The organism is Sphingomonas gilva, assembly GCF_003515075.1.
Taxonomy (GTDB): domain Bacteria; phylum Pseudomonadota; class Alphaproteobacteria; order Sphingomonadales; family Sphingomonadaceae; genus Sphingomonas; species Sphingomonas gilva.
On record NZ_QWLV01000003.1, the window covers coordinates 276532 to 299597 of the forward strand.

The 23066-nt window shown below is 68.0% G+C and carries 22 protein-coding genes; 10 read left to right on the top strand and 12 right to left on the bottom strand.

Features of this window, described 5'->3' with window-relative positions:
• Positions 1-182 precede the first annotated feature (182 nt).
• Together D1610_RS09960 and D1610_RS09965 are read right to left on the bottom strand one after the other, a co-directional pair.
• On the bottom strand, positions 183-674 hold the full coding sequence (locus D1610_RS09960) for an RcnB family protein (protein WP_118864073.1): 492 nt from the start codon (positions 672-674) through the stop codon (positions 183-185).
• A gap of 127 nt (positions 675-801) precedes the next feature.
• Positions 802-1287 carry an outer membrane protein assembly factor BamE gene (locus D1610_RS09965; RefSeq protein WP_118864004.1) on the bottom strand — a complete coding sequence of 162 codons (486 nt, stop codon included), beginning with the start codon at positions 1285-1287 and terminating at the stop codon, positions 802-804.
• Positions 1288-1425: 138 nt separating this feature from the next.
• Here D1610_RS09965 and D1610_RS09970 point away from each other — a divergent pair, with 138 nt between their 5' ends.
• Both D1610_RS09970 and D1610_RS09975 read left to right on the top strand, forming a co-directional pair.
• The gene (locus D1610_RS09970; RefSeq protein ID WP_118864005.1) at positions 1426-1941 is read left to right on the top strand and encodes a ubiquinol-cytochrome C chaperone family protein; all 516 of its coding nucleotides are present in this window, start codon (positions 1426-1428) and stop codon (positions 1939-1941) included.
• The gene (locus tag D1610_RS09975; protein ID WP_118864006.1) at positions 1938-2477 is read left to right on the top strand and encodes a YceD family protein; all 540 of its coding nucleotides are present in this window, start codon (positions 1938-1940) and stop codon (positions 2475-2477) included. Before D1610_RS09970 ends, D1610_RS09975 begins: the two co-directional genes overlap by 4 nt.
• 104 nt (positions 2478-2581) lie before the next feature.
• Here the strand turns inward: D1610_RS09975 and D1610_RS09980 are convergent, their stop codons facing one another.
• Positions 2582-3223, bottom strand: a complete 642-nt coding sequence (locus tag D1610_RS09980) for a TetR/AcrR family transcriptional regulator (RefSeq protein ID WP_118864007.1) — start codon at positions 3221-3223, stop codon at positions 2582-2584.
• A gap of 109 nt (positions 3224-3332) precedes the next feature.
• Between D1610_RS09980 and D1610_RS09985 the strand changes: the two genes are divergently transcribed.
• Both D1610_RS09985 and D1610_RS09990 read left to right on the top strand, forming a co-directional pair.
• Positions 3333-5753 (top strand): TonB-dependent receptor, encoded by a 2421-nt coding sequence (locus D1610_RS09985; RefSeq protein WP_245942118.1) that lies wholly within the window; start codon positions 3333-3335, stop codon positions 5751-5753.
• 80 nt (positions 5754-5833) lie between these two features.
• On the top strand, positions 5834-7096 hold the full coding sequence (locus D1610_RS09990) for a spinster family MFS transporter (protein ID WP_118864009.1): 1263 nt from the start codon (positions 5834-5836) through the stop codon (positions 7094-7096).
• A gap of 116 nt (positions 7097-7212) precedes the next feature.
• Here the strand turns inward: D1610_RS09990 and D1610_RS09995 are convergent, their stop codons facing one another.
• The 7 genes from D1610_RS09995 to rpmI form a co-directional block, all read right to left on the bottom strand.
• Positions 7213-8778 (bottom strand): peptide chain release factor 3, encoded by a 1566-nt coding sequence (locus D1610_RS09995; protein ID WP_118864010.1) that lies wholly within the window; start codon positions 8776-8778, stop codon positions 7213-7215.
• Positions 8775-9680, bottom strand: coding sequence for an aldose 1-epimerase family protein (locus tag D1610_RS10000; RefSeq protein ID WP_118864011.1), 906 nt, complete (start codon positions 9678-9680; stop codon positions 8775-8777). The genes D1610_RS09995 and D1610_RS10000 overlap by 4 nt, the downstream gene beginning before the upstream one ends.
• 3 nt (positions 9681-9683) lie before the next feature.
• Positions 9684-10097: a hypothetical protein gene (locus tag D1610_RS10005; RefSeq protein WP_118864012.1), complete on the bottom strand. Its 414-nt coding sequence runs from the start codon at positions 10095-10097 to the stop codon at positions 9684-9686.
• On the bottom strand, positions 10090-12462 hold the full coding sequence (gene pheT, locus D1610_RS10010; protein WP_118864013.1) for a phenylalanine--tRNA ligase subunit beta: 2373 nt from the start codon (positions 12460-12462) through the stop codon (positions 10090-10092). Before pheT ends, D1610_RS10005 begins: the two co-directional genes overlap by 8 nt.
• Positions 12459-13535 (bottom strand): phenylalanine--tRNA ligase subunit alpha, encoded by a 1077-nt coding sequence (pheS, locus tag D1610_RS10015; RefSeq protein ID WP_118864014.1) that lies wholly within the window; start codon positions 13533-13535, stop codon positions 12459-12461. Before pheS ends, pheT begins: the two co-directional genes overlap by 4 nt.
• 93 nt (positions 13536-13628) lie before the next feature.
• Positions 13629-13994, bottom strand: a complete 366-nt coding sequence (rplT, locus tag D1610_RS10020; RefSeq protein WP_118864015.1) for a 50S ribosomal protein L20 — start codon at positions 13992-13994, stop codon at positions 13629-13631.
• A 17-nt stretch (positions 13995-14011) separates the two neighbouring features.
• Positions 14012-14215 carry a 50S ribosomal protein L35 gene (gene rpmI, locus D1610_RS10025; RefSeq protein ID WP_118864016.1) on the bottom strand — a complete coding sequence of 68 codons (204 nt, stop codon included), beginning with the start codon at positions 14213-14215 and terminating at the stop codon, positions 14012-14014.
• 167 nt (positions 14216-14382) lie between these two features.
• On the opposite strand from rpmI, the gene D1610_RS10030 reads away from it, so the two are divergent.
• Entirely contained in the window at positions 14383-16518 is a 2136-nt protein-coding gene (locus tag D1610_RS10030) for an AsmA family protein (RefSeq protein ID WP_118864017.1), read from the top strand.
• A gap of 121 nt (positions 16519-16639) precedes the next feature.
• A complete protein-coding gene (locus D1610_RS10035; protein ID WP_118864018.1) occupies positions 16640-17056 on the top strand; it encodes a VOC family protein in 417 nt (138 codons plus the stop codon).
• Positions 17057-17300: 244 nt separating this feature from the next.
• Here the strand turns inward: D1610_RS10035 and hisN are convergent, their stop codons facing one another.
• A complete protein-coding gene (hisN, locus tag D1610_RS10040) occupies positions 17301-18083 on the bottom strand; it encodes a histidinol-phosphatase (RefSeq protein ID WP_118864019.1) in 783 nt (260 codons plus the stop codon).
• Between the two features lie 45 nt (positions 18084-18128).
• Between hisN and D1610_RS10045 the strand changes: the two genes are divergently transcribed.
• Both D1610_RS10045 and D1610_RS10050 read left to right on the top strand, forming a co-directional pair.
• Positions 18129-18989, top strand: a complete 861-nt coding sequence (locus D1610_RS10045) for a helix-turn-helix domain-containing protein (RefSeq protein WP_118864020.1) — start codon at positions 18129-18131, stop codon at positions 18987-18989.
• A gap of 65 nt (positions 18990-19054) precedes the next feature.
• Complete coding sequence (locus tag D1610_RS10050; RefSeq protein ID WP_118864021.1) at positions 19055-19471, top strand: VOC family protein; 417 nt, start codon at positions 19055-19057, stop codon at positions 19469-19471.
• Positions 19472-19777: 306 nt separating this feature from the next.
• On the opposite strand, the gene D1610_RS10055 is transcribed toward D1610_RS10050, so the two are convergent.
• Positions 19778-20713, bottom strand: coding sequence for a ribose-phosphate pyrophosphokinase (locus D1610_RS10055; RefSeq protein WP_118864022.1), 936 nt, complete (start codon positions 20711-20713; stop codon positions 19778-19780).
• A 377-nt stretch (positions 20714-21090) separates the two neighbouring features.
• Between D1610_RS10055 and D1610_RS10060 the strand changes: the two genes are divergently transcribed.
• Together D1610_RS10060 and D1610_RS10065 are read left to right on the top strand one after the other, a co-directional pair.
• Positions 21091-22746: an NAD+ synthase gene (locus D1610_RS10060; RefSeq protein WP_118864023.1), complete on the top strand. Its 1656-nt coding sequence runs from the start codon at positions 21091-21093 to the stop codon at positions 22744-22746.
• 54 nt (positions 22747-22800) lie between these two features.
• Positions 22801-23061: a type II toxin-antitoxin system Phd/YefM family antitoxin gene (locus D1610_RS10065; RefSeq protein ID WP_118864024.1), complete on the top strand. Its 261-nt coding sequence runs from the start codon at positions 22801-22803 to the stop codon at positions 23059-23061.
• The last annotated feature ends 5 nt before the right edge of the window (positions 23062-23066 follow it).

Below are 23066 nucleotides of genomic sequence, written 5' to 3' on the forward strand. Positions count from 1 at the left end.
CTTCGGGACTGATGCCGGGCGCGCGTATCCGCGAGCGACATCGGCCGCGCCGTGGCGAGCGGCGCGGCCAATGGGGGAGTTTCGAAGAACCGCCTCCGGGCGGACATGGAAAACGGCCCGGGAGCAGGGAGTCTCCCGGGCCGCTCCTTCAGACCGGGCGGTCGCACGCCCGCTGAAAGCCGTTACCAGTAGAAGTTGCGGATCACGTCGACGACGCGGCCGGTGCGGATGTTGATCAGCAGGATATCGTCATAGTGACGCACCCAGCGCAGGTTCCGGCCGGGCCGCGGCAGGTGGTAGCGCCACGGATCGTTGATGTAGTAGCGCGGGCTGTAATAGTGCCGCGCGATCGAGATCCCCGGGCGGAACGCCCGGTAGCGATAGGGCGAGCGCCATTGGCCGCGGCGGAAGATCGCCCGGTTGTTGCTGCGCCAGCCGCGCCAGTCGTCGCGTCGCCAGTCGCGGCGGTCCTGCCGCAGCTCGCGGCGGGCCTGACGGACGTCGCGGCGTTCGCTGCGCACGTCACGGCGGTCGCCATATCGACGCGCCTGCCGCAGATCGCGGCGTTCCTCACGGAGTTCCTGCCGGTCGCGGCGGATTTCGCGGGTCTGGGCCTGCGCGGCGACGGGCAACACGGTGGCGGCCATCGCCGCCAGGATCACAAATTTACGCATGATCGTCTCCATTCTGCCTGCCGGCGTGCGGGCACGTCGGCATGGGAGGACGATCTAGGCGATTCGCACTGAACGGGCCGCGAACGCGGTTGTCAGCCTATTGAAATAATGCCCAAGGGGCCTGGGGTCAGGGCTGCCCGCCGGTGTTGGTCGGGGCGCTGGTGCCGCCCAGGCCCGATCCGACCTGGCCGATCCCGCCGAAGATTTCCTCGAAGAAGCTGCGCTCGCGGCCCAGCGTCGGCGTCTTCTCGTCGCTCGGGTTGATCGATGCGACCTGCTCCATCCCGGTGCGGTCGACCGCGACGACGTTGCCCGCCGCATCGAAGCGCACGCGGACGTTGGAAGCGGCCGTCGCCCGCGGGGTGCGGAACGCCCGCTGTCCGGTGTTGCGCGACACGTAATACCAGTTGTCGCCGCCGTCGAACTGGCTCTGGAAGGTCGGTTTGCCGAGCGTCCGCAGCACCGATTCGCGGTTGTCGATGCCGGGCTGGATGCCGGCGAGCAGATCGCGGTCGACGACATAGCCGTTGAAGCCGCGCATCGGCGCGCAGGCGCCGGTGGCGGCGAGGACCGGCGCGACGGCCAGGATCGTCAGAAGGGCACGGGGCGACATGGAACGTAGATCTCCAGCGATACGCGGGCACAATTTGCGCGGGGATGGAGCATTGCATCGCCCGCACCGGGCAGCAATATGCGCTCAACCCCCGCACGGCAAGCCGTGCGCGCTTTCGCCAAGGACTGCTGACCGCCCATGTCGCTCATTTCCCGGCTGTTCGCCCGCCCTCCGGAGGATGAAGGGACGGCCCGGCTCTACGCCGCGGTGGTCGATCGCGCGCGCGCGCCGCACTGGTATGTGGAAGGATCGGTGCCCGACACCGTCGACGGCCGGTTCGACATGGTCGCAGCGGTGCTCTCGCTGGTGCTGCTCCGGCTGGAGGACGATCCCGAGGCGGCCGCCCCCTCGGCGCGGCTGACCGAGCGCTTCGTCACCGACATGGACGGCCAGCTGCGCGAGATCGGCATCGGCGACATCGTCGTCGGCAAGCATATCGGCCGGATGATGAGCGCGCTTGGCGGCCGGCTGGGCGCCTATCGCGAGGGGCTGGCGGGCGGTGATCTCGACGGCGCGATCATCCGCAACATCTATCGCGGCGAAGCGCCCGATCCCGCCGCCCTGGCGCATGTGAGGGATCATCTCACCGCCTTCGCCGGCGCGCTCGCCGCCGCGCCCGCCGAAACGATCCTCCGCGGAGAGCTCCCGGCATGAACGCCGCGCCCGAATTCTCCCGCCCGCGCCGGCTCGACACGCTCGGCGGCCAGCCGGTCGCGCTGGCGATCGAAGCGGACGAGGCGGAGCGCGCCGCGCTCGCCGAGCGCTTCGGGCTTCTCTCGGTCGAGGCCCTGTCGGCCGATCTCACGCTGGTGCGCGACGGCGAGATCGTCACCGTCACCGGGCGCGTGGCCGCGCGCGTCGATCAGGCCTGCATCGCCACCGGCGATCCGGTGCCCGCCAGCATCAACGAGCCGCTGCTCATCCGCTTCCTGCCCGATTCGCTGCTGGCCGCGTCGGGCGTCGAGGAGATCGAGCTCGCCGCGCCCGATTGCGAGGTGATCGGCTATGCGGGCGGCGCCATCGATCTGGGCGAGGCCGTCGCGGAGACGATGGCGCTCGCGCTCGACCCCTTCCCGCGCAGCGCCGATGCGGAGAGGACGCTCAAGGACGCCGGTGTGCTTTCCGAGGATGAGGCCAGGCCGGCGAGCCCCTTCGCCGCGCTCAAGGACAGGCTGGAGGGGAAGGACTAAATCGCGTCGCCCCTGAAGGCAGGGGGCGGCTGGGTTTTGAGGGCCAGCAGGTAATCGAACATGCTGCCTGCGGTTCCTGCCTTTCGCAGGGGCCATGCCATCGCCTATGGCCGCAATCCCCGCGCCAGCAGGTCGTTGGCGATCGCCGCGACCTCGCGCGGGTTGGATTCGCGGTCCCACAGCCCGAAACGCAGGCCGAGGAACACGTTCATCCCGCCGATCGCCCAGGCGTGGATCTCGCCGACATCGGCGCGGATCTCGCCGCGCGCCGCGCCCGCCTTCAGCCGCTGGTGGATGCGCTCGACGGTGGTCGTGTAATGATGGCGGTAGCTCTCATAGTCGACGAACTCGGATTCATCGATAATCCGGTAGATCTCCTTGTGCTCGCGGACGAACTCGAGGAACGATTCGAGGCCGATCCGCTCCGCCGCGATGCCGTCGGGCGCGGCCTGCACCAGTGGGGTGACATGATCGCGCAGCTGCGTCGACATGTCGCGGACGAGCGCGCGGAACACCGCGTCCTTCGAATCGAAATAGGTGTAGAAGCTGCCCAGCGCGACGCCCGCGCGGGTCGTGATCCCGCTGATCGAGCTTTCGTGGAACCCCTTTTCGCCGAACTCCACCGCCGCCGCGTCGAGGATCGCGCGCAGCGTCTTGCGCCCGCGCGCGGTGCGGGGGGACTTGCCCTCGCTCGCGCCGTCCTCGTCGCTCGCATTTGTGGCGGATCGGTCACGCGCCACGGCCATTTTCGTCTCCCCCAAATCCCAAGTTGAATCCTGGTTCAACTTTCAGTATTGCAACCGGGCATCCGGTGCAACCCGCCAAGAGGTTGTGGCACCCAAGGGGAGGAACACAATGGCTTCACGCACGTCCGTTTCCGCACGCGTCCTGATTCGCGCCGGCGTCGCCGCGATGGCGCTCACCGCCGCGCCCGGTCTCGCGCAGGAGGCCGTATCCGCGGAAGGAGAACCGGTCGCGCAGGAGCAGGCCGCCGGGGACGGCGACATCGTCGTCACCGCCCGCCGCCGCGAGGAGAATCTGCTCGACGTGCCGATCGCGGTCACCGCCTATTCGGGCGAGGCGCTGGAGAATGCGGGCGCGATCGACATCACCGATATTTCGGACACCACGCCCAATGTCACGCTCGAGAATTCGCGCGCGACCAATTCGACGCTCAGCGCCTTCATCCGCGGCGTCGGCCAGCAGGATCCGGTCGGCGGGTTCGAGGCGGGCGTCGGCATCTATCTCGACGATGTCTATCTCAACCGGCCGCAGGCCGCCGTGCTCGACATCTACGACGTCGAGCGGATCGAGATCCTGCGCGGGCCGCAGGGCACGCTCTACGGCCGCAACACCATCGGCGGCGCGGTCAAGTACGTCACCCGCCGTCTGCCAGACGAGTTCGAGCTCAAGCTGCGCGCGACCTATGGCAGCTACGACCAGGCCGACGGCGTCGTCAGCCTGAGCGCGCCGATCGGCGACATGTTCAGGGTCGGCGTGTCGGGCGCGCGCCTCAGCCGCGGCGGCTTCGGCGACAACGTCAATCTCGGCATCGAGAACTACAACAAGGACGTATGGGCCGGCCGCGGCTCGCTCGAGTTCGAAACGCCCGACGAGCGGCTCTTCATCCGCATCGCTGGCGACTACACCAAGGACGAATCGAACCCGCGCAACGGCCACCGGCTGATCCCCGGCTTCTTCTCGGGCGCGCCGGTGCTCGACGATGTCTACGACACCCGCGCCGGGTTGACCGTCCCCGCGCAGGATATCGAGGCCTACGGCCTGATGATGAACATCACCGCCGAGCTGTCGGACAATTTCACGCTGCGCAGCATCAGCGCCTGGCGCGAGGACAAGAGCTTCGTGCCGATCGATTTCGACGCGCTGCCGACGATCGACGTCGACGTGCCCGGCCTCTATTTCAACGATCAGGTCAGCCAGGAATTCCAGCTGCTCTATGAAAGCGACCGGCTGCAGGGCCTGCTCGGCTTCTACTATCTCGAAGCCAACGCGCTGACCCAGTTCGACGTGCTGCTCGCGACGACGGGGCCGCTGATCGGCCTGCCCGAAAGCGAGGGCTTCGGCCAGTTCACCTCGGGCGACGTCAACACCGACACCTGGTCGGTGTTCGGCGACTTCACCTTCGACGTGACCGATTGGCTGAGCGTGTCGGCCGGCGGCCGCTACACGCGCGACAACCGCCGGTCGGTGATCTTCAAGGCCAACCGCACCGGCTTCGCCTCCCCGCCCTTCGGCGGCGACGCGATCGATCTGGGCGCGCCGATCACCGATTTCCGGGGAGAGGCCAGCTTCGACAAGTTCACCCCGCGCGCTTCGGTCTCGATCAAGCCGACCGAAGACCTGATGGTCTATGCGTCCTATTCTAAGGGCTTCAAGGGCGGCGGCTTCGATCCGCGCGGCAGCGCCAACGTCACCCCCAATACCGATGGCGTAGCCGGCCCGCCGACCTATGCCGAAATCTACGATTTCTTCCTGTTCGAACCCGAAGAGGTCGACAGCTATGAAGTCGGCGTCAAGGGATCGCTGTTCGACCGCGCCTTCACCTATGCGCTGACCGGCTTCTATGCCGATTACACCAATGTCCAGATCCCGGGTTCGGTCGGCATCGACGCCAATAACGACGGCGTGTTCGAAGGCTTTGCCGGCGTCACCACCAATGCCGGCAAGGCGCGCTTCAAGGGCGTCGAAGCCGAGCTGTTCGCACGGCTGGCGCGTGGTTTCGCCGGCGCCGGATCGCAGGTGACGCTGGCCGGCACGCTCGGCTATATCGATGCCGAATACCTCGAATATAGCGTCATCATCGGCCCGCCGGGAGAGGGCGTCCCAACCAATGTCGCGCCGTTCCGCGGCATCCAGAACACGCCTGAGTTCACCGCTTCCGGAACCCTCGGCGCCACGCTCCCGCTCGGCGACGGCGATCTGACGCCCAACGTCACCGTGTCGCACCGTTCGAGCACGCAGCAGTTCGAGATCGCCAATCCCTATCTCGATCAGCCGGCCTATACGCTGGTCGATGCGGGGATCACCTATCGCTGGGCGGAAGACCGTTTCTCGATCGGCCTTTACGGCAAGAACCTGACCGACGAGCGCTACATCACCTCGGGCTATCCGTTCATCGCGACCAACCCGACCACCGGCGTTCCCGTGCTCACCCCCGCCGGCGATCCGATCCCGGCGCTGGGCCGCGAAGGCGTCCTCACCGCCTTTTACGGCAATCCCCGTCAGGTGTTCGTCACCCTCGGCGCAAAATTCTAAGGGGGCGGCGCGCCCGCCGCGGTTGACGCGGCGGGCGCGCTCGTGTCCCTCTTGCGCATGAGAAAAATGGGGGGAGCCCGATGACCGGCGACACGACCAAACGCTTCAGCCCCGGCGTCGTGCTGGCGATGCTGCTCCTCGTCTACACCTTCAACTTCCTCGACCGGCAGATCCTCGGGATCCTCGCCCAGCCGATCAAGGAGGATTTGGGCCTCAGCGATACCGAGCTGGGGCTGTTGGGCGGCCTCGCCTTCGCCATGCTCTATTCGACGCTCGCAGTCCCCTTCGCGCTCGTCGCCGATCGCACCAGCCGCAGCTGGGTGATCACCATCGCGCTCACCGTCTGGAGCGGCTTCACCGCCCTGTGCGGGCTCGCCACCGGCTTCTGGCAGCTGTTCCTGTTCCGCCTGGGCGTAGGCGTGGGCGAGGCCGGCGGCGTCGCCCCCTCCTATGCGCTGATCGCCGATTATTTCCCGGCTGCCAAGCGCGCCCGCGCGCTCGCAATCTATTCGATGGGCATCCCGATCGGCCTTGCGCTCGGCGCGCTGCTCGGCGGATACATCGCGCAGAATGTCGATTGGCGGATGGCGTTCATCACCGTCGGCCTGGCCGGCGTCGTCATCGCGCCCTTCTTCAAATATGTCGTGCGCGATCTGCCGCGCGCGCCCGCGACCGACGCCGCACCGCAGGCGCCGGTCAGCCAGGTGTTCGGCATCTTGGCGAAAAAGCCGAGCTTCTGGCTGCTGGCCTTCGGTGCGGGGATGAGCTCGCTGTGCGGCTACGGCCTCGCCTTCTGGGTGCCCTCGGTGCTGATCCGCAGCTTCGGCTTCGATCTCGTCGGGGTCGGCCAGTTCGCCGGATCGCTGCTGCTGATCGGCGGCACGGCGGGCGTCTTCCTCGGCGGCTGGCTCGCGGACCGGATGGGCGGACGCGACCGCGGCAACTACGCCAAGCTGCCGGCCTATGCCTGGCTGCTGACCGCACCTTTGTTCGCCGCCGGTCTGCTCTCCACCTCGCCGACGCTCGCCTGGCTGCTGCTGCTCGCTCCGCACGGGCTCAACATCCTGTGGCTGGGGCCGATCACCACCGCCGTCCAGCACCTCGTGCCGCCGCACATGCGCGCGACCGCCTCGGCGAGCTTCCTCCTCATCAACAACCTGATCGGCCTCGGCCTCGGAACGGTGGTGATGGGCGCGTTGTCCGACGCGATGACCGCAGCCTATGGCGACGAGGCGCTGCGCTACGCGACGGTGCTCTGCCTCGGCTTCTACCTCATCGCCGCCGCGCTCGCGCTGCTCGCGGTCAGGCCGCTGCGGCGCGACTGGATCGAGGGTTCGACCTAACCAAACCCGCCGTCGCCCCTGCGAAGGCAGGGGCCGCAGTCGGCAAATGCTGTAGTGGGATGTGCCACAAACGCGGCGGCCCCTGCCTGCGCAGGGGCGACGGACATGGTTAGCCTTCAGCGCTCCCGCGTCGCGCTGAACCGGATGTCGGGATTGCGCTCGGTGACGTAACCCACGTCCCACAGGCTCTTGGCCATCCACACCGGGTTGCCGTCACGGTCCTTGGCGAGCGCGCCGCGGTTGATGCTGGCGAACGCCGCCATCGCCTCGGCCGTGCCCGAAATCCACCGCGCGGTCTCGAACGGGGCGGCCTCCAGCGCGGCGTCCACCTTGTATTCGACCTCGAGCCGGGAAAGCAGCACCTCCAGCTGCAGCTGGCCGACCACGCCGATGATCCAGTTCGAACCGATCTCGGGGTAGAACACCTGCGTCACCCCCTCCTCGGCCATGTCATCGAGCGCCTTCCTCAGCTGCTTGGTCTTGGTCGGGTCCTTCAGCACGACGCGGCGCAGGATCTCGGGCGCGAAATTGGGCAGGCCGGTGAAGCGCACGCCGGGCTTCTCGGCCAGCGTATCGCCGACCCTCAATGTGCCGTGGTTGGGGATGCCGATGATGTCGCCCGGCTCGGCGGTATCCGCCAGCTCGCGTTCGCGCGCGAAGAACAGGATGGGCGAATGCACCGCGATCGGCTTGCCGCTGCCCGACGGCGTCAGCTTCATGCCGCGCCTGAACGTGCCCGAGCACAGCCGCATGAACGCGATGCGGTCGCGGTGGTTGGGGTCCATGTTGGCCTGAACCTTGAAGATGAAGCCGGTGACGTCGTCCGCCATCGGCTCGACCGGCGCGGGCTCGGCCGGCTGCGGGCGCGGCCCCGGCGCATGGGTGCCGAGCGCCTCGATCAGCTCGCGCACGCCGAACCCCTTCAGCGCCGATCCGAAATAGACCGGCGTCATGTCGCCCGCGCGATAGGCCTCCAGGTCGAACGCGGCATAACCGCCCTGCGCCAGCTCGGCCTCCTCGCGCAGCAACGCCGCGCCTTGGGGCGAAAGCGCCGTATCCAGCACCGCGTCGTCCAGCCCGGTGGTCTCGACCACATCGCCCTCGAATGCGCGACTGTCGCCGGTCGGGCGCATCAGCCTGCCGGTCTCGAAGGCGTAGATGCCCTCGAACTGCCCGCCCATACCGACCGGCCAGCTCATCGGCACCACGTCCAGCGCCAGCGCATCGGCCACCTCGTCGAGCAGCGCGAACGGATCGCGCCCCTCGCGGTCGACCTTGTTGACGAAGGTGATGATGGGGACGTTCCTCAACCGGCAGACCTCGAACAGCTTGCGCGTCTGCGGCTCGATCCCCTTGGCCGCGTCGATCACCATCACCGCGGAGTCCACCGCGGTCAGCGTGCGATAGGTGTCCTCGCTGAAATCCTCGTGCCCCGGCGTGTCGAGCAGGTTGAACACCAGCCCGCCGCGCTCGAAGGTCATCACAGAGCTGGTGACCGAAATCCCGCGCTGCTGCTCGATCTTCATCCAGTCCGATCGCGCGCGCCGGTTCGCCCCGCGCGCCTTGACCTCGCCGGCGAGATGGATCGCGCCGCCTTCCAGCAGCAGCTTTTCGGTCAGCGTCGTCTTGCCCGCATCGGGATGCGAGATGATCGCGAAGGTGCGGCGATTGGATTGGGTCATGCGGGAATCAGGGTCACATTCATGCGGAATTGGCGGGTGTCGCCGGGCTGTAGCTGCATCACGCCGGGCTTGTCGCGGAAATCGCCGGTGAAGCCCGCCGGATCGGCATGGCCGGCCCAGGGCTCGACGCAGATGTAGCGCGCGCCCGGCTTGGTCCAGATGCCCAGTGAGGGGGTGTCGGGAAAGGCGATGTCGAGCCGCGGCCCGTCGCTCGCGCCATAGCTCAGCCGCCGACTGCGAATGGCGTCCCACACCAGGGCGTCATCGGTGAACAGATCGTCGGCCAGACGAAGCACGCGACCCTCCACCGGGTTTTCGCGCGGCGCATCGCCGATCAGCCCGTCGGGTGTGATCGACCTGAGCGCATCGGGCTCGTCCTCCTCGAAGACGATCCGGTGATCCGCCCGGCCGCGCCCATAGGGCAGCGGCCAGGCGAAGGCGGGGTGATAGCCGAAGCTGAAGGGCAGCGCCCGGTCGCCGGTGTTGGCGACCGTCGCGGCCATCCCGAGCGTCGCGCCCTCGACCGCGAACGCCATGTCGAGCCGGAAGGCGAAGGGATAGCTCGCCGCACTCACCGCATCGTCGGTCAGGCGGAAGCGCGCCGCGCTTCCCCCCGCCTCCACCAGATCGAACATGGAGGTCCGCGCGAACCCATGCTTGGCCATCGCCAACTCGACGCCGTCCAGCCGATAGCGACCTTCGACCAGCCCGCCCACCACCGGGAACAGCAGCGGCGCGCGCCCGGTCCAGAACGCCGGATCGGCATCGGTCATCAACTCGCGCCCCTCCGCGTCGCGCAGGGAAGACAGCTCAGCACCAAGCGGGTTGATCGCCGCCGTCAACGCGCCCGACGAAATCTCGGTCCAATCGCTCCTCGCTGACTCCTGTAAGGACGACGGCATATTTCAGTCGTCTTCTTTGAAACTGCGCGGTTCGGCGAGATGCCAAACCGTGCCGTCATAGCGGTCTTCGAGCGTATCGAACTGGACGAGCGTCCCGGCCGGGCAGCCGAGCTCGGGCAGATGCGCCCGTAATACGGTCCGCGCGCCATCGATATCGGTCGCTTCGATATCGAGCACGGTGAACAGCACCTCGCGCTCGCCATTTTCGTCCTCGGCGTCGAACAGCGTGCCGCCGCCATCGGCACAGCCGACCCCAGCCAGCCGCAACTCGGCATCGAGCATCGCGCCATAACGATAGTGACGCTCGAACGGGTCGATATCCTCGAACAGCAGCACCGCCATATAGGTGCCGCCGACCGGCTCCTCCATCATCGGCGCGGTATCGGCGAGAATGCGTTCGATGGCGGGATCAACCACGCAGCGTCGCGTCCAGCTTACTGGCGGCTGCGACCACCTTGTCGGCGATGGCCTTCAGCTCGGCCTCGGTGAAGCTCTTGTCGCCCGGCTGCAGGACGATCTCGACCGCCATCGATTTCTCGCCGTCGCGCTCGAACAGGTCGAACAGCCGCGCCTCGACGATCGCGGCCTTGTCCGCGCCCTTGGCCGCGCGAACCAGCGCGTCGGCGGTGAGATCGGCGGGGACGAGGAAGGCGAAGTCGCGCCGCACCGCCTGCAATGCGGGCGGGGTGTAGTGGGCGCGCATGAAGCCCGATGCCCGTTTCGCCGGGATCGCGTCGAGATAGAGTTCGCCCGCGACGACGGTTTCACCGTCGAGGTCGAACGCCTTGAGGGTCGCCGGGTGCACCGCGCCGAACGTCGCGAGGACGGTTTTCGGCCCCAGCCGCAATGTGCCTGACTGGCCGGGGTGCCAAGTTGCTCCCGCCTCGCCCATCACCTGGAGATTCTCGACCGGCGCACCCGCCTCGGCGAGCAGCGCCAGCGCTTCCGCCTTGGCGTCGAACGCGTCGAACGCCTTGGCTTTGCCGCCGGCCCAGCCGCGTGGAACCTTGTCGCCCGCCAGCACGAAGCTGAGGGTCGCGCGCTCGTCATCGGCCAGATAGCGCCGCCCGACTTCGAACAGCCGCACGCTCTGGCTCCCGCGCGCGATGTTGCGCCGCGCGGCCGAGAGCAGCCCCGGCAGCAGCGAGGGCCGCATCACCTTCATGTCCTCGCTGATCGGGTTGGCCAGTGTCCACGCCCCGCCGCCGAACGCCGCGGCTTCGGCCTCGGAGATGAAGCTCCACGTCACCGCCTCTGAAAGCCCGCGCGCGGCGGCGGCGCGGCGCACCTTGCGCTCCAGCTTCTGCGCCGGGGTGGCGGTGGGGACCGCGACGCCCTCGGCGCGCGGCAGCGGTGTCGAAGGCACCTTGTCGATGCCCTCGATGCGGATGACTTCCTCGACCAGATCGGCCGGCCCGTCGATATCGCGGCGCCAGCTGGGCGGCGTCACCGTCCAGTCGGCGGAGACCGAAAAGCCCAGGCTTTCGAGGATGGCGCGCTGGCGATCCGCCGGCACGTCCAGCCCGCCCAGCGCGGCGGCGCGCGCGGGGTCGTAGGCGATCTTCGGCATCGCCACCGGCGGCTCGCCCGAACGCGTCACGCCGCTCGCCGTCCCGCCGCAATGCTCGACCACCAGCCAGGTCGCGATGGCGAGGCCCTCGTCCAGGAACGCGGGATCGACCCCGCGCTCGAACCGCTGGCGCGCGTCGCTGGTCAGGTTGAGCGCCTGCCCGGTGCGGGCGATATGCCCGGGATCGAAATAGGCGCATTCGATGACGACGTCGGTCGTCGCCTCGCTCACGCCCGAATCCTCGCCGCCCATGATGCCGCCGATATCGTGCACCTGCGCGTCGTCGGCGATCACCGTCATGCCCTCGTCGAGCGTATAGGTCTTGCCATTGAGCGCCAGCACCTGCTCGCCCGCCTTCGCCTTGCGCGCCACCAGCCCGCCCTTGAGCTTGGCCTTGTCATAGACGTGCAGCGGCCGGCCGAGGTCGAGCATCACGAAATTGGTGATGTCGACCAGCGCCGAGATCGGCTTCTGCCCGATCGCCGTCAGGCTGCGCTTCATCCACGGCGGCGCGGTGCCGTTGGCGACGCCGCGCACCTCCTGGCCGAAGAATGCCGGGCAGCCTTCGGGGTCGTGGGTAGCGACATTCGGGCCGGAGCCGACCTGCGGCACCGGATCGGCCGGCATGCGATAGACCTCGGCGAGTGGCCTGAGCGTCCCCAGCCCCGCCGCCGCGAGATCGCGCGCGATGCCGCGCACGCCCATGCAATCCTGCCGGTTGGGGGTGACGGCGACGTCGATCACCGGATCGTCGAGGCCCGCATAGGCCGGATAGCTCGTGCCCACCGGCGCGTCCTCGGGCAGCTCGATGATGCCGTCATGCTCGTCGCCAAGCTCCAGCTCGCGCACCGAGCACATCATGCCGTTCGACTGCACGCCGCGGATCTCGGCGACCTTCAGCGTGATCCCGCTGCCGGGCACATAGGCGCCGGGCGCGCCGAACACGCCGAGCATCCCCGCGCGCGCATTGGGTGCGCCGCAGACGACCTGCATCGGGCCCTGTCCGGCGTCGACCGACAGCACCTGCAATTTGTCCGCCTGCGGATGCCGTTCGGCGGTCAGCACCTTGGCGACGGTGAAGGCAGCCAGCTTCTCGCCCGGATTCTCGACGCCCTCGACCTCCAGCCCGATCCGCGTCAGCGCGAGGACGATCTCGTCGAGCGACGCCTGCGTGTCGAGATGCTCCTTGAGCCAGCCAAGCGTGAATTTCATGCCCCCACTCCTCCGGAAAGCGTGGGCACGTCGAGCGCCGAGAAGCCGTAATGCCTCAGCCAGCGCAGATCGCCGTCGAAAAAGGCGCGCAGATCGTCCATGCCGTATTTGAGCATCGCCAGCCGGTCGATACCGCAGCCGAAGGCGAAGCCCTGCCACTCGGCCGGGTCGAGCCCGCACGCGGCGATCACCTTCGGGTGGACCATGCCGCTCCCCAGCACCTCCATCCAGCCTTCGCTGCCGCCGATCACGCGCTTGCCCTTGACCATGGAGTAGCCGACATCGACCTCGGCCGAAGGCTCGGTGAAGGGGAAGTAGCTCGGCCGCAGCCGCAGCACGACGTCGTCGCGCTCGAAATACGCCTTGAGGAAGGTCTCCAGCGTCCATTTGAGATGCGCGAGGGTGATGCCCTTGTCGATCACCAGCCCCTCGACCTGATGGAACATCGGCGTGTGCGTGGCGTCCGAATCCGAGCGATAGGTGCGGCCGGGCGCGATAATGCGGATCGGCGGCTTCTGGCTCATCATCGTGCGAATCTGCACCGGCGACGTATGCGTCCTGAGCACCATCGGCCGCTCATGCTCGTCCGCGAGGTAGAAGGTATCGTGCATCGCCCGCGCCGGATGCGTCTCCGGAATGTTGAGCGCCGTGAAATTATGCCAGTCGTCCTCGATCTCAGGGCCGGTGGCGACCGCGAAGCCCATATCGGCGAAAATCTCGGCCAGTTCGTCCATCACCTGGCTCACCGGATGCACCGATCCGCGCGGCGCCACATCGACCGGCAGCGTCATGTCCAGCTGCTCATCGGCCAGCCGCGCGTCGAGCGCCGCCGCCTCCAGTCCCGCCTTGCGGTCAGCGATCGCCACGGTCACCGCCTCACGTAGCGCATGGATGCGCGGACCCTCGACCTGCCGCTCCTCGGGGCTCATACCGCCCAGCGTCTTGAGCAACCCGGTCACCGCCCCCGATTTGCCCAGCGCATGCACCCGCACCGCCTCCAGGGCGTCGAGCCCAGCGGCGGCGTCGATCGCGGCGAGCAGATCGGTCTTCAACTGGTCGAGATCGGTGGTCATGCGGTTTTCCGTGAGCTTTGCGGTTGCCCGATAACGAAAAGGGCGCCGGTGGCAAACCCACCGACGCCCCGTATTCCGGTCGCGCCAGGTCGCTCAGGCGGCCTGGGGCAGGGCCGCCTTCGCCTGGGCGACGATGGCGCTAAACGCCGCTTCCTCGTGCATCGCGATATCGGCCAGCACCTTCCGGTCCAGCTCGATCCCGGCGAGCTTCAGCCCGTGCATGAACTGCGAATAGGTCAGCCCCTCGGCGCGGACGCCGGCGTTGATGCGCTGGATCCAGAGACCCCGGAAGCTGCGCTTCTTAACCTTGCGGTCGCGATAGGCGTACTGCCCGGCCTTCTCCACCGCCTGGCGGGCGATGCGGATGGTGTTCTTGCGGCGGCCGTAATAGCCCTTGGCCTGATCCAGGATCCGCTTGTGCTTGGAGCGTGTGGTGACGCCCCGCTTGACGCGTGCCATTTGTCAGTCTCCCTCGCTCAACGCAGCCCGTAAGGCGCCCAGGCCTTCACGGTCGCGGTATCGGCGTCGGACAGGACCGAGGTGCCGCGGTTCTGGCGGATATACTTCCCGTTGTGGGAAATCAGGCGGTGGCGCTTGCCGGCCACGCCGTGCTTGAGCTTGCCCGTCGCGGTCATCTTGAACCGCTTCTTGACCCCGCTCTTGGTCTTCAGCTTGGGCATTTTCGTCTCCTTCAAGAACGTCCAAAGGACGATTGCGGACGGCCACGGCAGCCCATACCGGCCGGGCGGTCCCTTCCACACGGAATTGCGGAAAGGCGCGCGCTTAGCGGCTCGCCCGCGAAAATGCAACGGGGGAACCAGCACCCGACCTCTTCGGTTCTAGCCCGATGGCCGACGCAGGCGTAACGACCGTCGAAGCTGAGACCGCGGCATCCCCCAGACGCCCGCACCGCTCCGATTCGCCCATCGCCGCCATGGTCGCGGTGCTCGCGACGATCATCGGCCTCGTCCTGCTCGCCTGGACGGTGCTCTACGTCACCAAGGGGCGGTTCCTGAAAGGCACGTTCGAGCGCATCGCCACCAGCCAATCGGGCCGCGAGGTGGAGGTCGACGGCGATTTCCAGCTCTATTTCAACCCAATCAACATCAAATTCCTCGCCGAAGGGATTACCGTCGCGAACCCCGAATGGGCAAGCGGCGACAATTTCTTCGACGCCCGCCTGATCGACACCAACATAGCGACGATCCCGCTGATCTTCGGCAACCGGCGGGTCAACTGGCTCAACTTGGTCGACGGCAATGTCGATCTCGAATGGGATGCCGCGGGCAGGCGCAATACCTGGACCTTCGGCGATCCGAACGCCAAGGGCGAGCCGCTCGAGCTGCCGGTGATCCGCCGGGCGACGCTCTACCGCAGCGATCTTCGCTACCGCGATCCCAGGATGCAGCTTGCCGCCGACATCGCCTTCCGCACCGTCGAGGCGCGCGACACGCGCTTCGCGAGCGAAATCGGCTTCTCCGGCACCGGCTCGGCGCGCGGCAATCCCTTCACGCTGGAAGGCGCGCTGCAAAGCCCCAATGCGACGCTCGCGGGCGGCGAGAACCGCCTCCGCCTCCATGCCGAAGGCGCCAATACGGTGATGGACGTCACCGGCACGCTCCCCGGCGCGACCGAGCTCGAAGGCTCGCGGCTGCGCATGGACGTGCGCGGGGCCAACATCGCCGATCTGTTCAACCTGATCGGCGTCGCCATACCCGAAACGCGCCGCTACCGCGTCACCTCGGCGCTCACCAAGGCGGGCGACGAATGGCGCTTCACCGGGCTGAAGGGAACATTCGGCGACAGCGACGTGGCGGGCAAGCTGACCGTCGCGATGATCGAGCCGCGCCTGAAGCTGACCGCTGAGATCGCCACGCGGCGGCTCGACATCATCGATGCCGCGCCGTTCATCGGCTACAACCCGGACGAAGCGGCCAGGGGCGCGTCGGCGGTGATCGAGCGGGTGAACGGCACCCCGCGGCTGCTGCCTGATGCGACGCTCAGGATCGAATCGCTCAGGAACTTCGACGCCGATCTGCACTGGACGGTGCGGCAGGTGCGCGCGCGGAGCCTGCCGATCTCCAACATCGATCTGACGCTCGGGCTCGACGATCGCCTGCTCAAGCTCTCGCCCTTCACCTTCTCGATGGCGCGCGGCACCGTCTCGTCGGACATAGTCATCAACGCGCGGCCCGCGACCGTCGTCACCGATTACGACATCCGCCTGTCGCCGACGCCGATGGGCGTGCTGCTCGCCGGCTGGGGGGTCGAGGAATCGGGCACCTCGGGCACGCTTTCGGCGCGCGTCAAGCTGCGCGGCGAAGGCGATTCGCTGCGCAAGAGCCTCGCCACCTCGGACGGGCGCATCGCCGTGATCCTGCCCAGGGGCACCTTCTGGACGCGCAACGTCCAGCTCGCCGAGCTCGATGTCGGCACCTTCATCCAGAAGATGTTCGAAGGGCGGCTGAAGGAGCCGGTGCAGATCAATTGCGGGCTGATCGGGTTTACCGTCAGGAACGGGATCGCCGCCGCCGATCCGATCCTGATCGACACGCAGAAGAACGTCATGCTCGGGCGCGGCGGGTTCAGCTTCAGGAACGAATCGATCGATCTCGCCTTCCGCGCCGATTCGAAGAAGTTCAGCCTGTTCGCCGGCCAGTCTCCGGTCGGGGTGAACGGCTATTTCGCCGAACCCGGCTTCGACGTGATCAGTCCCGAGCTGGTCGGCCGCGCCGGCGCGGGGCTGGGCCTCGCCACGGTCGTCACCCCGCTCGCCGCGGTGGTCGCCTTCATCGATGTGGGAGACGCCAAGTCCGCCGCCTGCGGGCCCGTTCTCGCCGGCGCCACCGCCAGGGCGCAGCGCACTGACAAGGGCGAGCCGCGCGACGATGTCGGCCGCGGCACCACCGCCAAGTCCGAGGACGGCAGCCGCAGCAAGGGCGAGCGCCAGGAACAGCGCAAGAAGTTTCTGGGCATATTCTAACCTGATCCTCCCTCGCTCCGCAGGAGCGGGGGAGGGGGACCAGCCGCAGGCTGGTGGAGGGGGCCTCCCCATCCCCGATCGGGTAGACTAATCTCCCCGCAACCGAATCAAGGAGAGCGACATGGCCGACGAAAACCAGGGCCCGATGAACGGCGTCACCGCCCACCTGACCATCGGCGAGGGCAAGGCCATCGACGCGATCGCCTTCTACGAAAAGGCGTTCGGCGCCACCCGGGCGATGGAACCGCACATGGCCGACGACGGCAAACGCGTGATGCACGCCCATCTCCAGATCAACGGCGGGTCGGTGATGCTCAACGACGACTTCCCCGAATATACCGGCGGCGCGCTCGGCACGCCGGCGGGGGTCACGCTGCATCTCCAGGTGGACGACGCGGACGCATGGTTTAACCGCGCAGTGGAGGCCGGCGCGCAGGTGCGCATGCCGCTCGACGACCAGTTCTGGGGCGACCGCTACGGCCAGGTCGACGATCCATTCGGGCATAGGTGGTCCATTGGGAGCGCCGTCCGCGCCTAGCGCGAGTTTAAGTGCGGACAGGTCGGCGCTCTCCGGCCGGCGGGCAAAGAGGCCGGCCGACGGCGCGGCTTTGCCGCAGCGCACTGCTGAATCGTAATTTCCGCTGTCCTACATGGAAGCGATCGGGCTAATCTAGCGGCGGCTCTTTCTTCCTGTTGCTCCATCCAATGCACCGGCTGGAAACTTAATTTCCAACCCACGCAACGGAATGTCCGAACTGCCGCGACTCATGCGACGCACGGCCTCACCCGCCCCGGCAGCCCAGCGCTTCGACGATCTCCTCGATTCGCGCCGGATCGCCCGCCGCTATCACCTCGCCCTTGCTCGCCTGGGTCAGCGGCTCGCCCGACCAGTCGCACATCCGCCCGCCCGCGCCCTCGACCACGGGCACCAGGGCGGCGAAATCGTGCAGCTTCAGCCCCGCCTCGACCACCAGGTCGACATGGCCGGAGGCGAGCGTCGCATAGGAATAGCAGTCGCCCCCCAGCACCGTATGGCCGCACACCGCCTCCAGATGCTCGAACGCGTGGAGCTGCCCGTCGTCGAACAGCGCGGGCGATGTCGTCGCCAGCACGCTCGCCTTCAGGTCGCCGCACGACCGCGTCGCGCAGGGCTTGCCGTTGAACAGCGTCGGCCGCCCGATCACCCCCAGCCAGCGCTCGGAGAGGATCGGCTGGTCGATCACCCCCAGCACCGGCCAGCCGCCGTCCATCAGCGCGATCAGCGTGCCGAAGATCGGCCGCCCGGCGATGAAGCTCCTGGTCCCGTCGATCGGGTCGAGCACCCAGGTCCGCCCGCTGGTGCCCTCGCGCGCGCCCTCCTCCTCGCCGATCACCCCGTCCATCGGCCGCTCGGCGATCAGCAGCCGGCGCATCGCCGCCTCCGCCTCGCGGTCGGCCCTGGTCACCGGCGACGAATCGCCCTTCGCCTCCAGCCCGTGCGGCACCCGCCACCACGGCAGGATCGCCGCGCGGGCGGCGTCGGCCAGCACATGCGCCAGCTGGATATCGGCTTCGGTCACGCTCATCGCCCCCGCCTAGCGCGCGTCGGGTGCAAACGATAGACTGCGCGGATGCAGCGCGCGGCAACCTGGCGCATCCATGACGATGGCGTCGACAGCTGGGCGATGGCCAGCGCCGCCCCCGCCGCGCATCTGGCGGGCGCGGTCGATCGCTACACCGATTATTGGGAGCGCACCGGCAGCTTCACGGCGCGGCGCGAGCTCGCCTCGACCAGCGGCGTGCTGCTGATCAATCTCGGCGAGCCGCTGGAGATCGTCGCCGCCGACGGCCGCGCCATCCGGCTCGGGCGCGGCGAGGGCTTTGCGGGCGGGCTGGCCGATGCGACCTCGATCTCGCGCTCGACCGGCGCGCAATCGGGCGTCCATCTCCATGCTCCGCTGGAGACGCTCGGCCGCATCCTCGGCCTGCCCCCGGCGGAGATCGTCAACCGCGTGGTCCGGCTCGACGAGGCGATCGGGCGTGAAGGCGAGCGGCTGGGGCACGATCTCGCCGAGGCGCGCGATGCCGACGAGCGTTTCGACCGGCTCGACGCCTTCGTCACCCGCCGCCTGGCCGCGTCGCCCACGGCCGACCGCCGCGTGATCGCCGCCGGCGCGGCGCTGCGCAAACGCCCCGAAACACCCATCGCGGCGCTGGCCGAGCGGCTCAACGCCGATCGCCGCGCCTTCGCCCGCGATTTCCGCAACATGCTGGGCATTCCGCCGCGCCATTATGCCCGCCTAGCCCGCTTCGAGGCCTTCGCCGCCGCGATCGAGGCCGATCCCTCCGCCAGCCTCGCCGATCTCGCGGCCGACGCGGGCTATTACGACCAGCCGCACCTCAACCGCGAGGTCCGCGCCTTCGCCGCGATGACCCCGGCGGAGCTGCAGCGTCGCATCGTGCCGGCGGGCGGCGGGGTCCGCCACGAATAGCTGCGCAAGCGTCCAAGACCAGGCGCATGTTCCGCGGTTAACAGGCTCGGCGAAGGAGAAAGACCATGCCCAAGGCCACCATCATCCCCTGCCTGCGCTATGCCGACGCGCCCGCCGCGATCGATTTCCTGTGCGACGCCTTCGGCTTCGAACGCCGCGCCGTCTATGCCGACGACAGCGACCCGTCGCTCATCCACCACGCCCAGCTCGTCTTCGGCGAGGCGATGATCATGCTCGCGACCGCGCAGGAGAGCGACTGGACCCGCGCGTCGGGCATGAAAACCGTCGCCCAGGCCGGCGCCAACACCCAGGCGCCCTACATCGTCTTCAGCGATGTCGATGGCCATTGCGCCCGCGCCCGCGCGGCCGGCGCGGAGATCATCATGGAACCCGAGGATCAGGACTATGGCGGCCGCGTCTACGGCGCGCGCGATCCCGAAGGCAATGTGTGGAGCTTCGGCAGCTATGATCCCTGGGCCTGAGCCGCGAGCATTTTAGGGCTTTCCTACATATAACCAAATCGGTTATCATGTGCGCATGCGGCAAACCTGTCACAATTGCATCTGCGCCTCTTGGTCCACGCATCGTCCTGCGCGGCCCGTTCCTTTGCGCCAGGCCGCGCCGATTGCCCTATCGGCGCAAGAGGTGCAGCGCGTTCACGCTTTTGAGGGGCAAATTCCTCAAATCCGTCAACTTGCCGGCGCTGGCGCGAGCGCCGAACACGCGTCCGAGCGTCAAATCCCTCAACTCTCTCAAACGCGTCAACTTGGGGGAAGGCGCCGCCCACCTTAATCGAACAGCGAACTCACCGAGCTTTCGTCGGCGATTCGCCGCACCGCTTCGGCGAGCAGCGGGGCGATGGTCAGCGTGCGGACCTTGTCCGATTCGGCGACCGCGGGCGTCGCCCCGATCGAATCGGTGATCACCAGCTCGTGCAGCACCGATCCCTCGACCCGCGCCACCGCGCCGCCCGACAGCACGCCGTGCGTCACATAGGCGACGACGCCTTCCGCGCCCGCTTCCTTCAGCGCCGCGGCGGCGTTGCACAGCGTCCCCGCCGAATCGACGATGTCGTCGACCAGCACGCAGAAGCGCCCCTCGACATCGCCGATGATGTTCATCACCTCCGATTCGCCCGCGCGCTCGCGGCGCTTGTCGACGATCGCCAGCGGGGCGTTGTCGAGCCGCTTGGACAGCGCCCGCGCGCGCACCACGCCGCCCACATCGGGCGAGACGACCATCAGGTTCTTGTCCCCGAAGCGCGTCATGATGTCCGCCGACATCACCGGCGCGGCGTAGAGATTGTCGGTCGGGATATCGAAGAAGCCCTGGATCTGCCCGGCGTGGAGATCGACCGACAGCACCCGGTCCGCGCCCGCGACGGTGATCAGGTTGGCGACCAGCTTGGCCGAGATCGGCGTGCGCGGGCCCGGCTTGCGGTCCTGGCGGGCATAGCCGAAATAGGGGACGACCGCGGTGATCCGCCGCGCCGACGCGCGCTTCAGCGCGTCGATGCAGATCAGCAGCTCCATCAGATTGTCGTTGGCTGGATAGGCGGTCGATTGCAGCACGAACACGTCCTCGCCGCGGACATTCTCGTGGATCTCGACGAACACCTCCTCATCGGCGAAGCGGCGCACGCTCGCCTCGGTGATCGGGATTTCGAGATAGGCGGCGATGTCCTTGGCCAGCGCCAGGTTCGAATTGCCCGTCATCAGCTTCATCGGCGGCGTTCCCGGCGTCTGTTTCAATTGCGTGGCACCCTTAGGGTCCGTATTCGACACGGGCAACGGTCGTGATCGCCTGGAGAGGCCCGCTGGCAAGGAGCGCAGCGCAGACGCGGGCTGGTGGCCCGCGCAAGCAAGCGACGTGGCCAGCGGGCCTCTCCAGGCGACCGCGAAGCGGCGGGCGGCTTTTGGCGCACGGCGGCGTCGCGCATCGGTCACGATGGATAACCATCGCTCCCTCCTTGCTCCTGGCCGTGCGCCAAAATCCGCTCCGTCACGGCCATTGCCCGTGTCGAATACGGACCCCGAAGGGCGGCGGCGCGTTGCGGGAAGGGGGCATTGCCGCCCCTTGGCACCATGATTAGAGCGCGGACATGACCGACACTCTCACCATCGCCCTGGCGCAGGTCTCTCAGAAGATGGGCGATCTCGACGCCAACGCTGCGGCGATGCTCGACTGGCGGGCCAAGGCGGGCGGGGCCGACCTGGTCGTCTTCCCCGAGCTGCAGCTGATCGGCTATCCGCCCGAGGACCTGGTGCTGAAGCCCGTGCTCGCCGAGCGGTCGGAGGCGGCGCTGGCGAAGCTCGCCGGGGCGACCGGGGACGGCGGCCCGGCGATGCTGGTCGGCGCGGTGATCCGCCGTGAGGGGCTGCTCTACAACGCCGTGGCGCTGCTCGACGGCGGCGAGATCGCGGCGATCCGGTGCAAGCACGAGCTGCCCAATTACGGCACCTTCGACGAGAAGCGGGTCTTCGCACCCGGCCCGCTGCCCGAGCCGATCGAGTTTCGCGGGGTAAGGCTGGGCGTGCCGATCTGCGAGGATATCTGGTTCCCGATGGTCGCCGCCCACCTAGACAAGCTGGGCGCCGAGCTGCTGATCGTGCCCAATGGCAGCCCCTATGAGATCGACAAGGACGATGTCCGCTCGACCCGCGTCGCCAGGGCGCGCGTCGCGGAGACGGGCCTGCCGCTGATCTATCTCAACCGCGTCGGCGGACAGGACGAGCTGGTGTTCGACGGCGCGTCGTTCGTGCTCGCAGGCGACGGGACGCTGGTCCGTCAGCTGCCCGATTGGGAGGAGGTGCTGGTCACCACGCGCTGGTCGCGCGGCGATGCCGGCTGGACCTGCGAGCCCGGGCCGATCGCCGCGCTCGAGCCGCATCCTTCCGACGTCTACCATGCGATGATGGTGGCGCTGCGCGACTATGTCGACGGCAACCGCTTCCCCGGCGTGGTGCTGGGGCTTTCGGGCGGGATCGATTCGGCGATCTGCGCCGCGATCGCCGCCGATGCGCTGGGGCCCGACCGGGTATGGTGCGTGATGCTGCCCAGCCGCTTCACCAGCCAGGAGAGCCTGGAGGACGCCGCCGAATGCGCCCGCATGATCGGCTGCAAGCTCGACACGATCCCCATCGTCCCAGCGGTCGAGGCGTTCGACGCGATGCTGTCGGGCACCTTCGCCGACACCGAGGTCGACATCACCGAGGAGAATATCCAGTCGCGCATCCGCGGCGTCACGCTGATGGCGCTCTCCAACAAGTTCGGCCACATGCTGCTGACCACCGGCAACAAGAGCGAGATGTCGGTCGGCTATGCGACCATCTATGGCGACATGGCGGGCGGCTATAATCCATTGAAGGACGCCTACAAGACGACGGTGTTCGCCATCTCGCGCTGGCGCAACGAACGCCGCCCGCGCTTCGGGCTGGGGCCGGACGGTCCGGTGATGCCCGAACGCATCGTCACCAAGCCGCCCTCGGCCGAGCTTCGCCCCGACCAGAAGGATTCGGACAGCCTGCCGCCTTATGACGTGCTCGATCCGATCCTGCACGGCCTGGTCGAGGAGGAGCTGTCGGTGGGCGATGTCGCCGCGCGCGGTTTCGATCACGACACCGTCGCGCGGATCGAGCGGCTGCTCTACGTCGCCGAGTACAAGCGCCGCCAGGCCCCGCCGGGCGTCAAGCTCGGCACGCGCAATTTCGGGCGCGACCGCCGCTATCCGATCACCAACGCCTTCCGCACGGCATGATGGACAATCTGGCCTGAACGGCCCATATTCTGGCCAGAAAAAGGATAGCTCGCCATGCGCCACGTTCCCATCGCCGCCTTCAAGGACCGCGCTTCCGAATATGTCGCCGCAGCCGAGGCGGGCGAGGAGATCGTCATCACCCGCCACGGCAAGCCTGCCGCGAAGCTGAGCGCTGTAGCGGGCGATATCGAACGCGAAACGCGCGCACGCGAGGCGCTGGCAAGGATCCGTGAAATAGGAGCCAGGATGCGCGCCGAGGGCCGTACAGCGACGATTGAAGAATTGATCGAGTGGAAGAACGAGGGGCGTCGGTGACAAAA

Excerpts from the sequence above, each read along its gene's own strand:
- D1610_RS10060 (WP_118864023.1), top strand. The coding sequence starts at position 21,091 with ATGACCGACACTCTCACCATCGCCCTGGCGCAGGTCTCTCAGAAGATG.
- D1610_RS09970 (WP_118864005.1), top strand. The coding sequence starts at position 1,426 with ATGTCGCTCATTTCCCGGCTGTTCGCCCGCCCTCCGGAGGATGAAGGG.
- D1610_RS09965 (WP_118864004.1), bottom strand. The coding sequence starts at position 1,287 with ATGTCGCCCCGTGCCCTTCTGACGATCCTGGCCGTCGCGCCGGTCCTC.
- D1610_RS10030 (WP_118864017.1), top strand. The coding sequence starts at position 14,383 with ATGGCCGACGCAGGCGTAACGACCGTCGAAGCTGAGACCGCGGCATCC.
- hisN (WP_118864019.1), bottom strand. The coding sequence starts at position 18,083 with ATGAGCGTGACCGAAGCCGATATCCAGCTGGCGCATGTGCTGGCCGAC.
- rplT (WP_118864015.1), bottom strand. The coding sequence starts at position 13,994 with ATGGCACGCGTCAAGCGGGGCGTCACCACACGCTCCAAGCACAAGCGG.
- D1610_RS10065 (WP_118864024.1), top strand. The coding sequence starts at position 22,801 with ATGCGCCACGTTCCCATCGCCGCCTTCAAGGACCGCGCTTCCGAATAT.
- D1610_RS10035 (WP_118864018.1), top strand. The coding sequence starts at position 16,640 with ATGGCCGACGAAAACCAGGGCCCGATGAACGGCGTCACCGCCCACCTG.
- D1610_RS10045 (WP_118864020.1), top strand. The coding sequence starts at position 18,129 with ATGCAGCGCGCGGCAACCTGGCGCATCCATGACGATGGCGTCGACAGC.
- D1610_RS09960 (WP_118864073.1), bottom strand. The coding sequence starts at position 674 with ATGCGTAAATTTGTGATCCTGGCGGCGATGGCCGCCACCGTGTTGCCC.
- D1610_RS09995 (WP_118864010.1), bottom strand. The coding sequence starts at position 8,778 with ATGACCCAATCCAATCGCCGCACCTTCGCGATCATCTCGCATCCCGAT.
- D1610_RS09980 (WP_118864007.1), bottom strand. The coding sequence starts at position 3,223 with ATGGCCGTGGCGCGTGACCGATCCGCCACAAATGCGAGCGACGAGGAC.
- D1610_RS09985 (WP_245942118.1), top strand. The coding sequence starts at position 3,333 with ATGGCTTCACGCACGTCCGTTTCCGCACGCGTCCTGATTCGCGCCGGC.
- D1610_RS09975 (WP_118864006.1), top strand. The coding sequence starts at position 1,938 with ATGAACGCCGCGCCCGAATTCTCCCGCCCGCGCCGGCTCGACACGCTC.
- D1610_RS09990 (WP_118864009.1), top strand. The coding sequence starts at position 5,834 with ATGACCGGCGACACGACCAAACGCTTCAGCCCCGGCGTCGTGCTGGCG.
- rpmI (WP_118864016.1), bottom strand. The coding sequence starts at position 14,215 with ATGCCCAAGCTGAAGACCAAGAGCGGGGTCAAGAAGCGGTTCAAGATG.
- D1610_RS10050 (WP_118864021.1), top strand. The coding sequence starts at position 19,055 with ATGCCCAAGGCCACCATCATCCCCTGCCTGCGCTATGCCGACGCGCCC.
- D1610_RS10055 (WP_118864022.1), bottom strand. The coding sequence starts at position 20,713 with ATGAAGCTGATGACGGGCAATTCGAACCTGGCGCTGGCCAAGGACATC.
- pheT (WP_118864013.1), bottom strand. The coding sequence starts at position 12,462 with ATGAAATTCACGCTTGGCTGGCTCAAGGAGCATCTCGACACGCAGGCG.
- D1610_RS10000 (WP_118864011.1), bottom strand. The coding sequence starts at position 9,680 with ATGCCGTCGTCCTTACAGGAGTCAGCGAGGAGCGATTGGACCGAGATT.
- pheS (WP_118864014.1), bottom strand. The coding sequence starts at position 13,535 with ATGACCACCGATCTCGACCAGTTGAAGACCGATCTGCTCGCCGCGATC.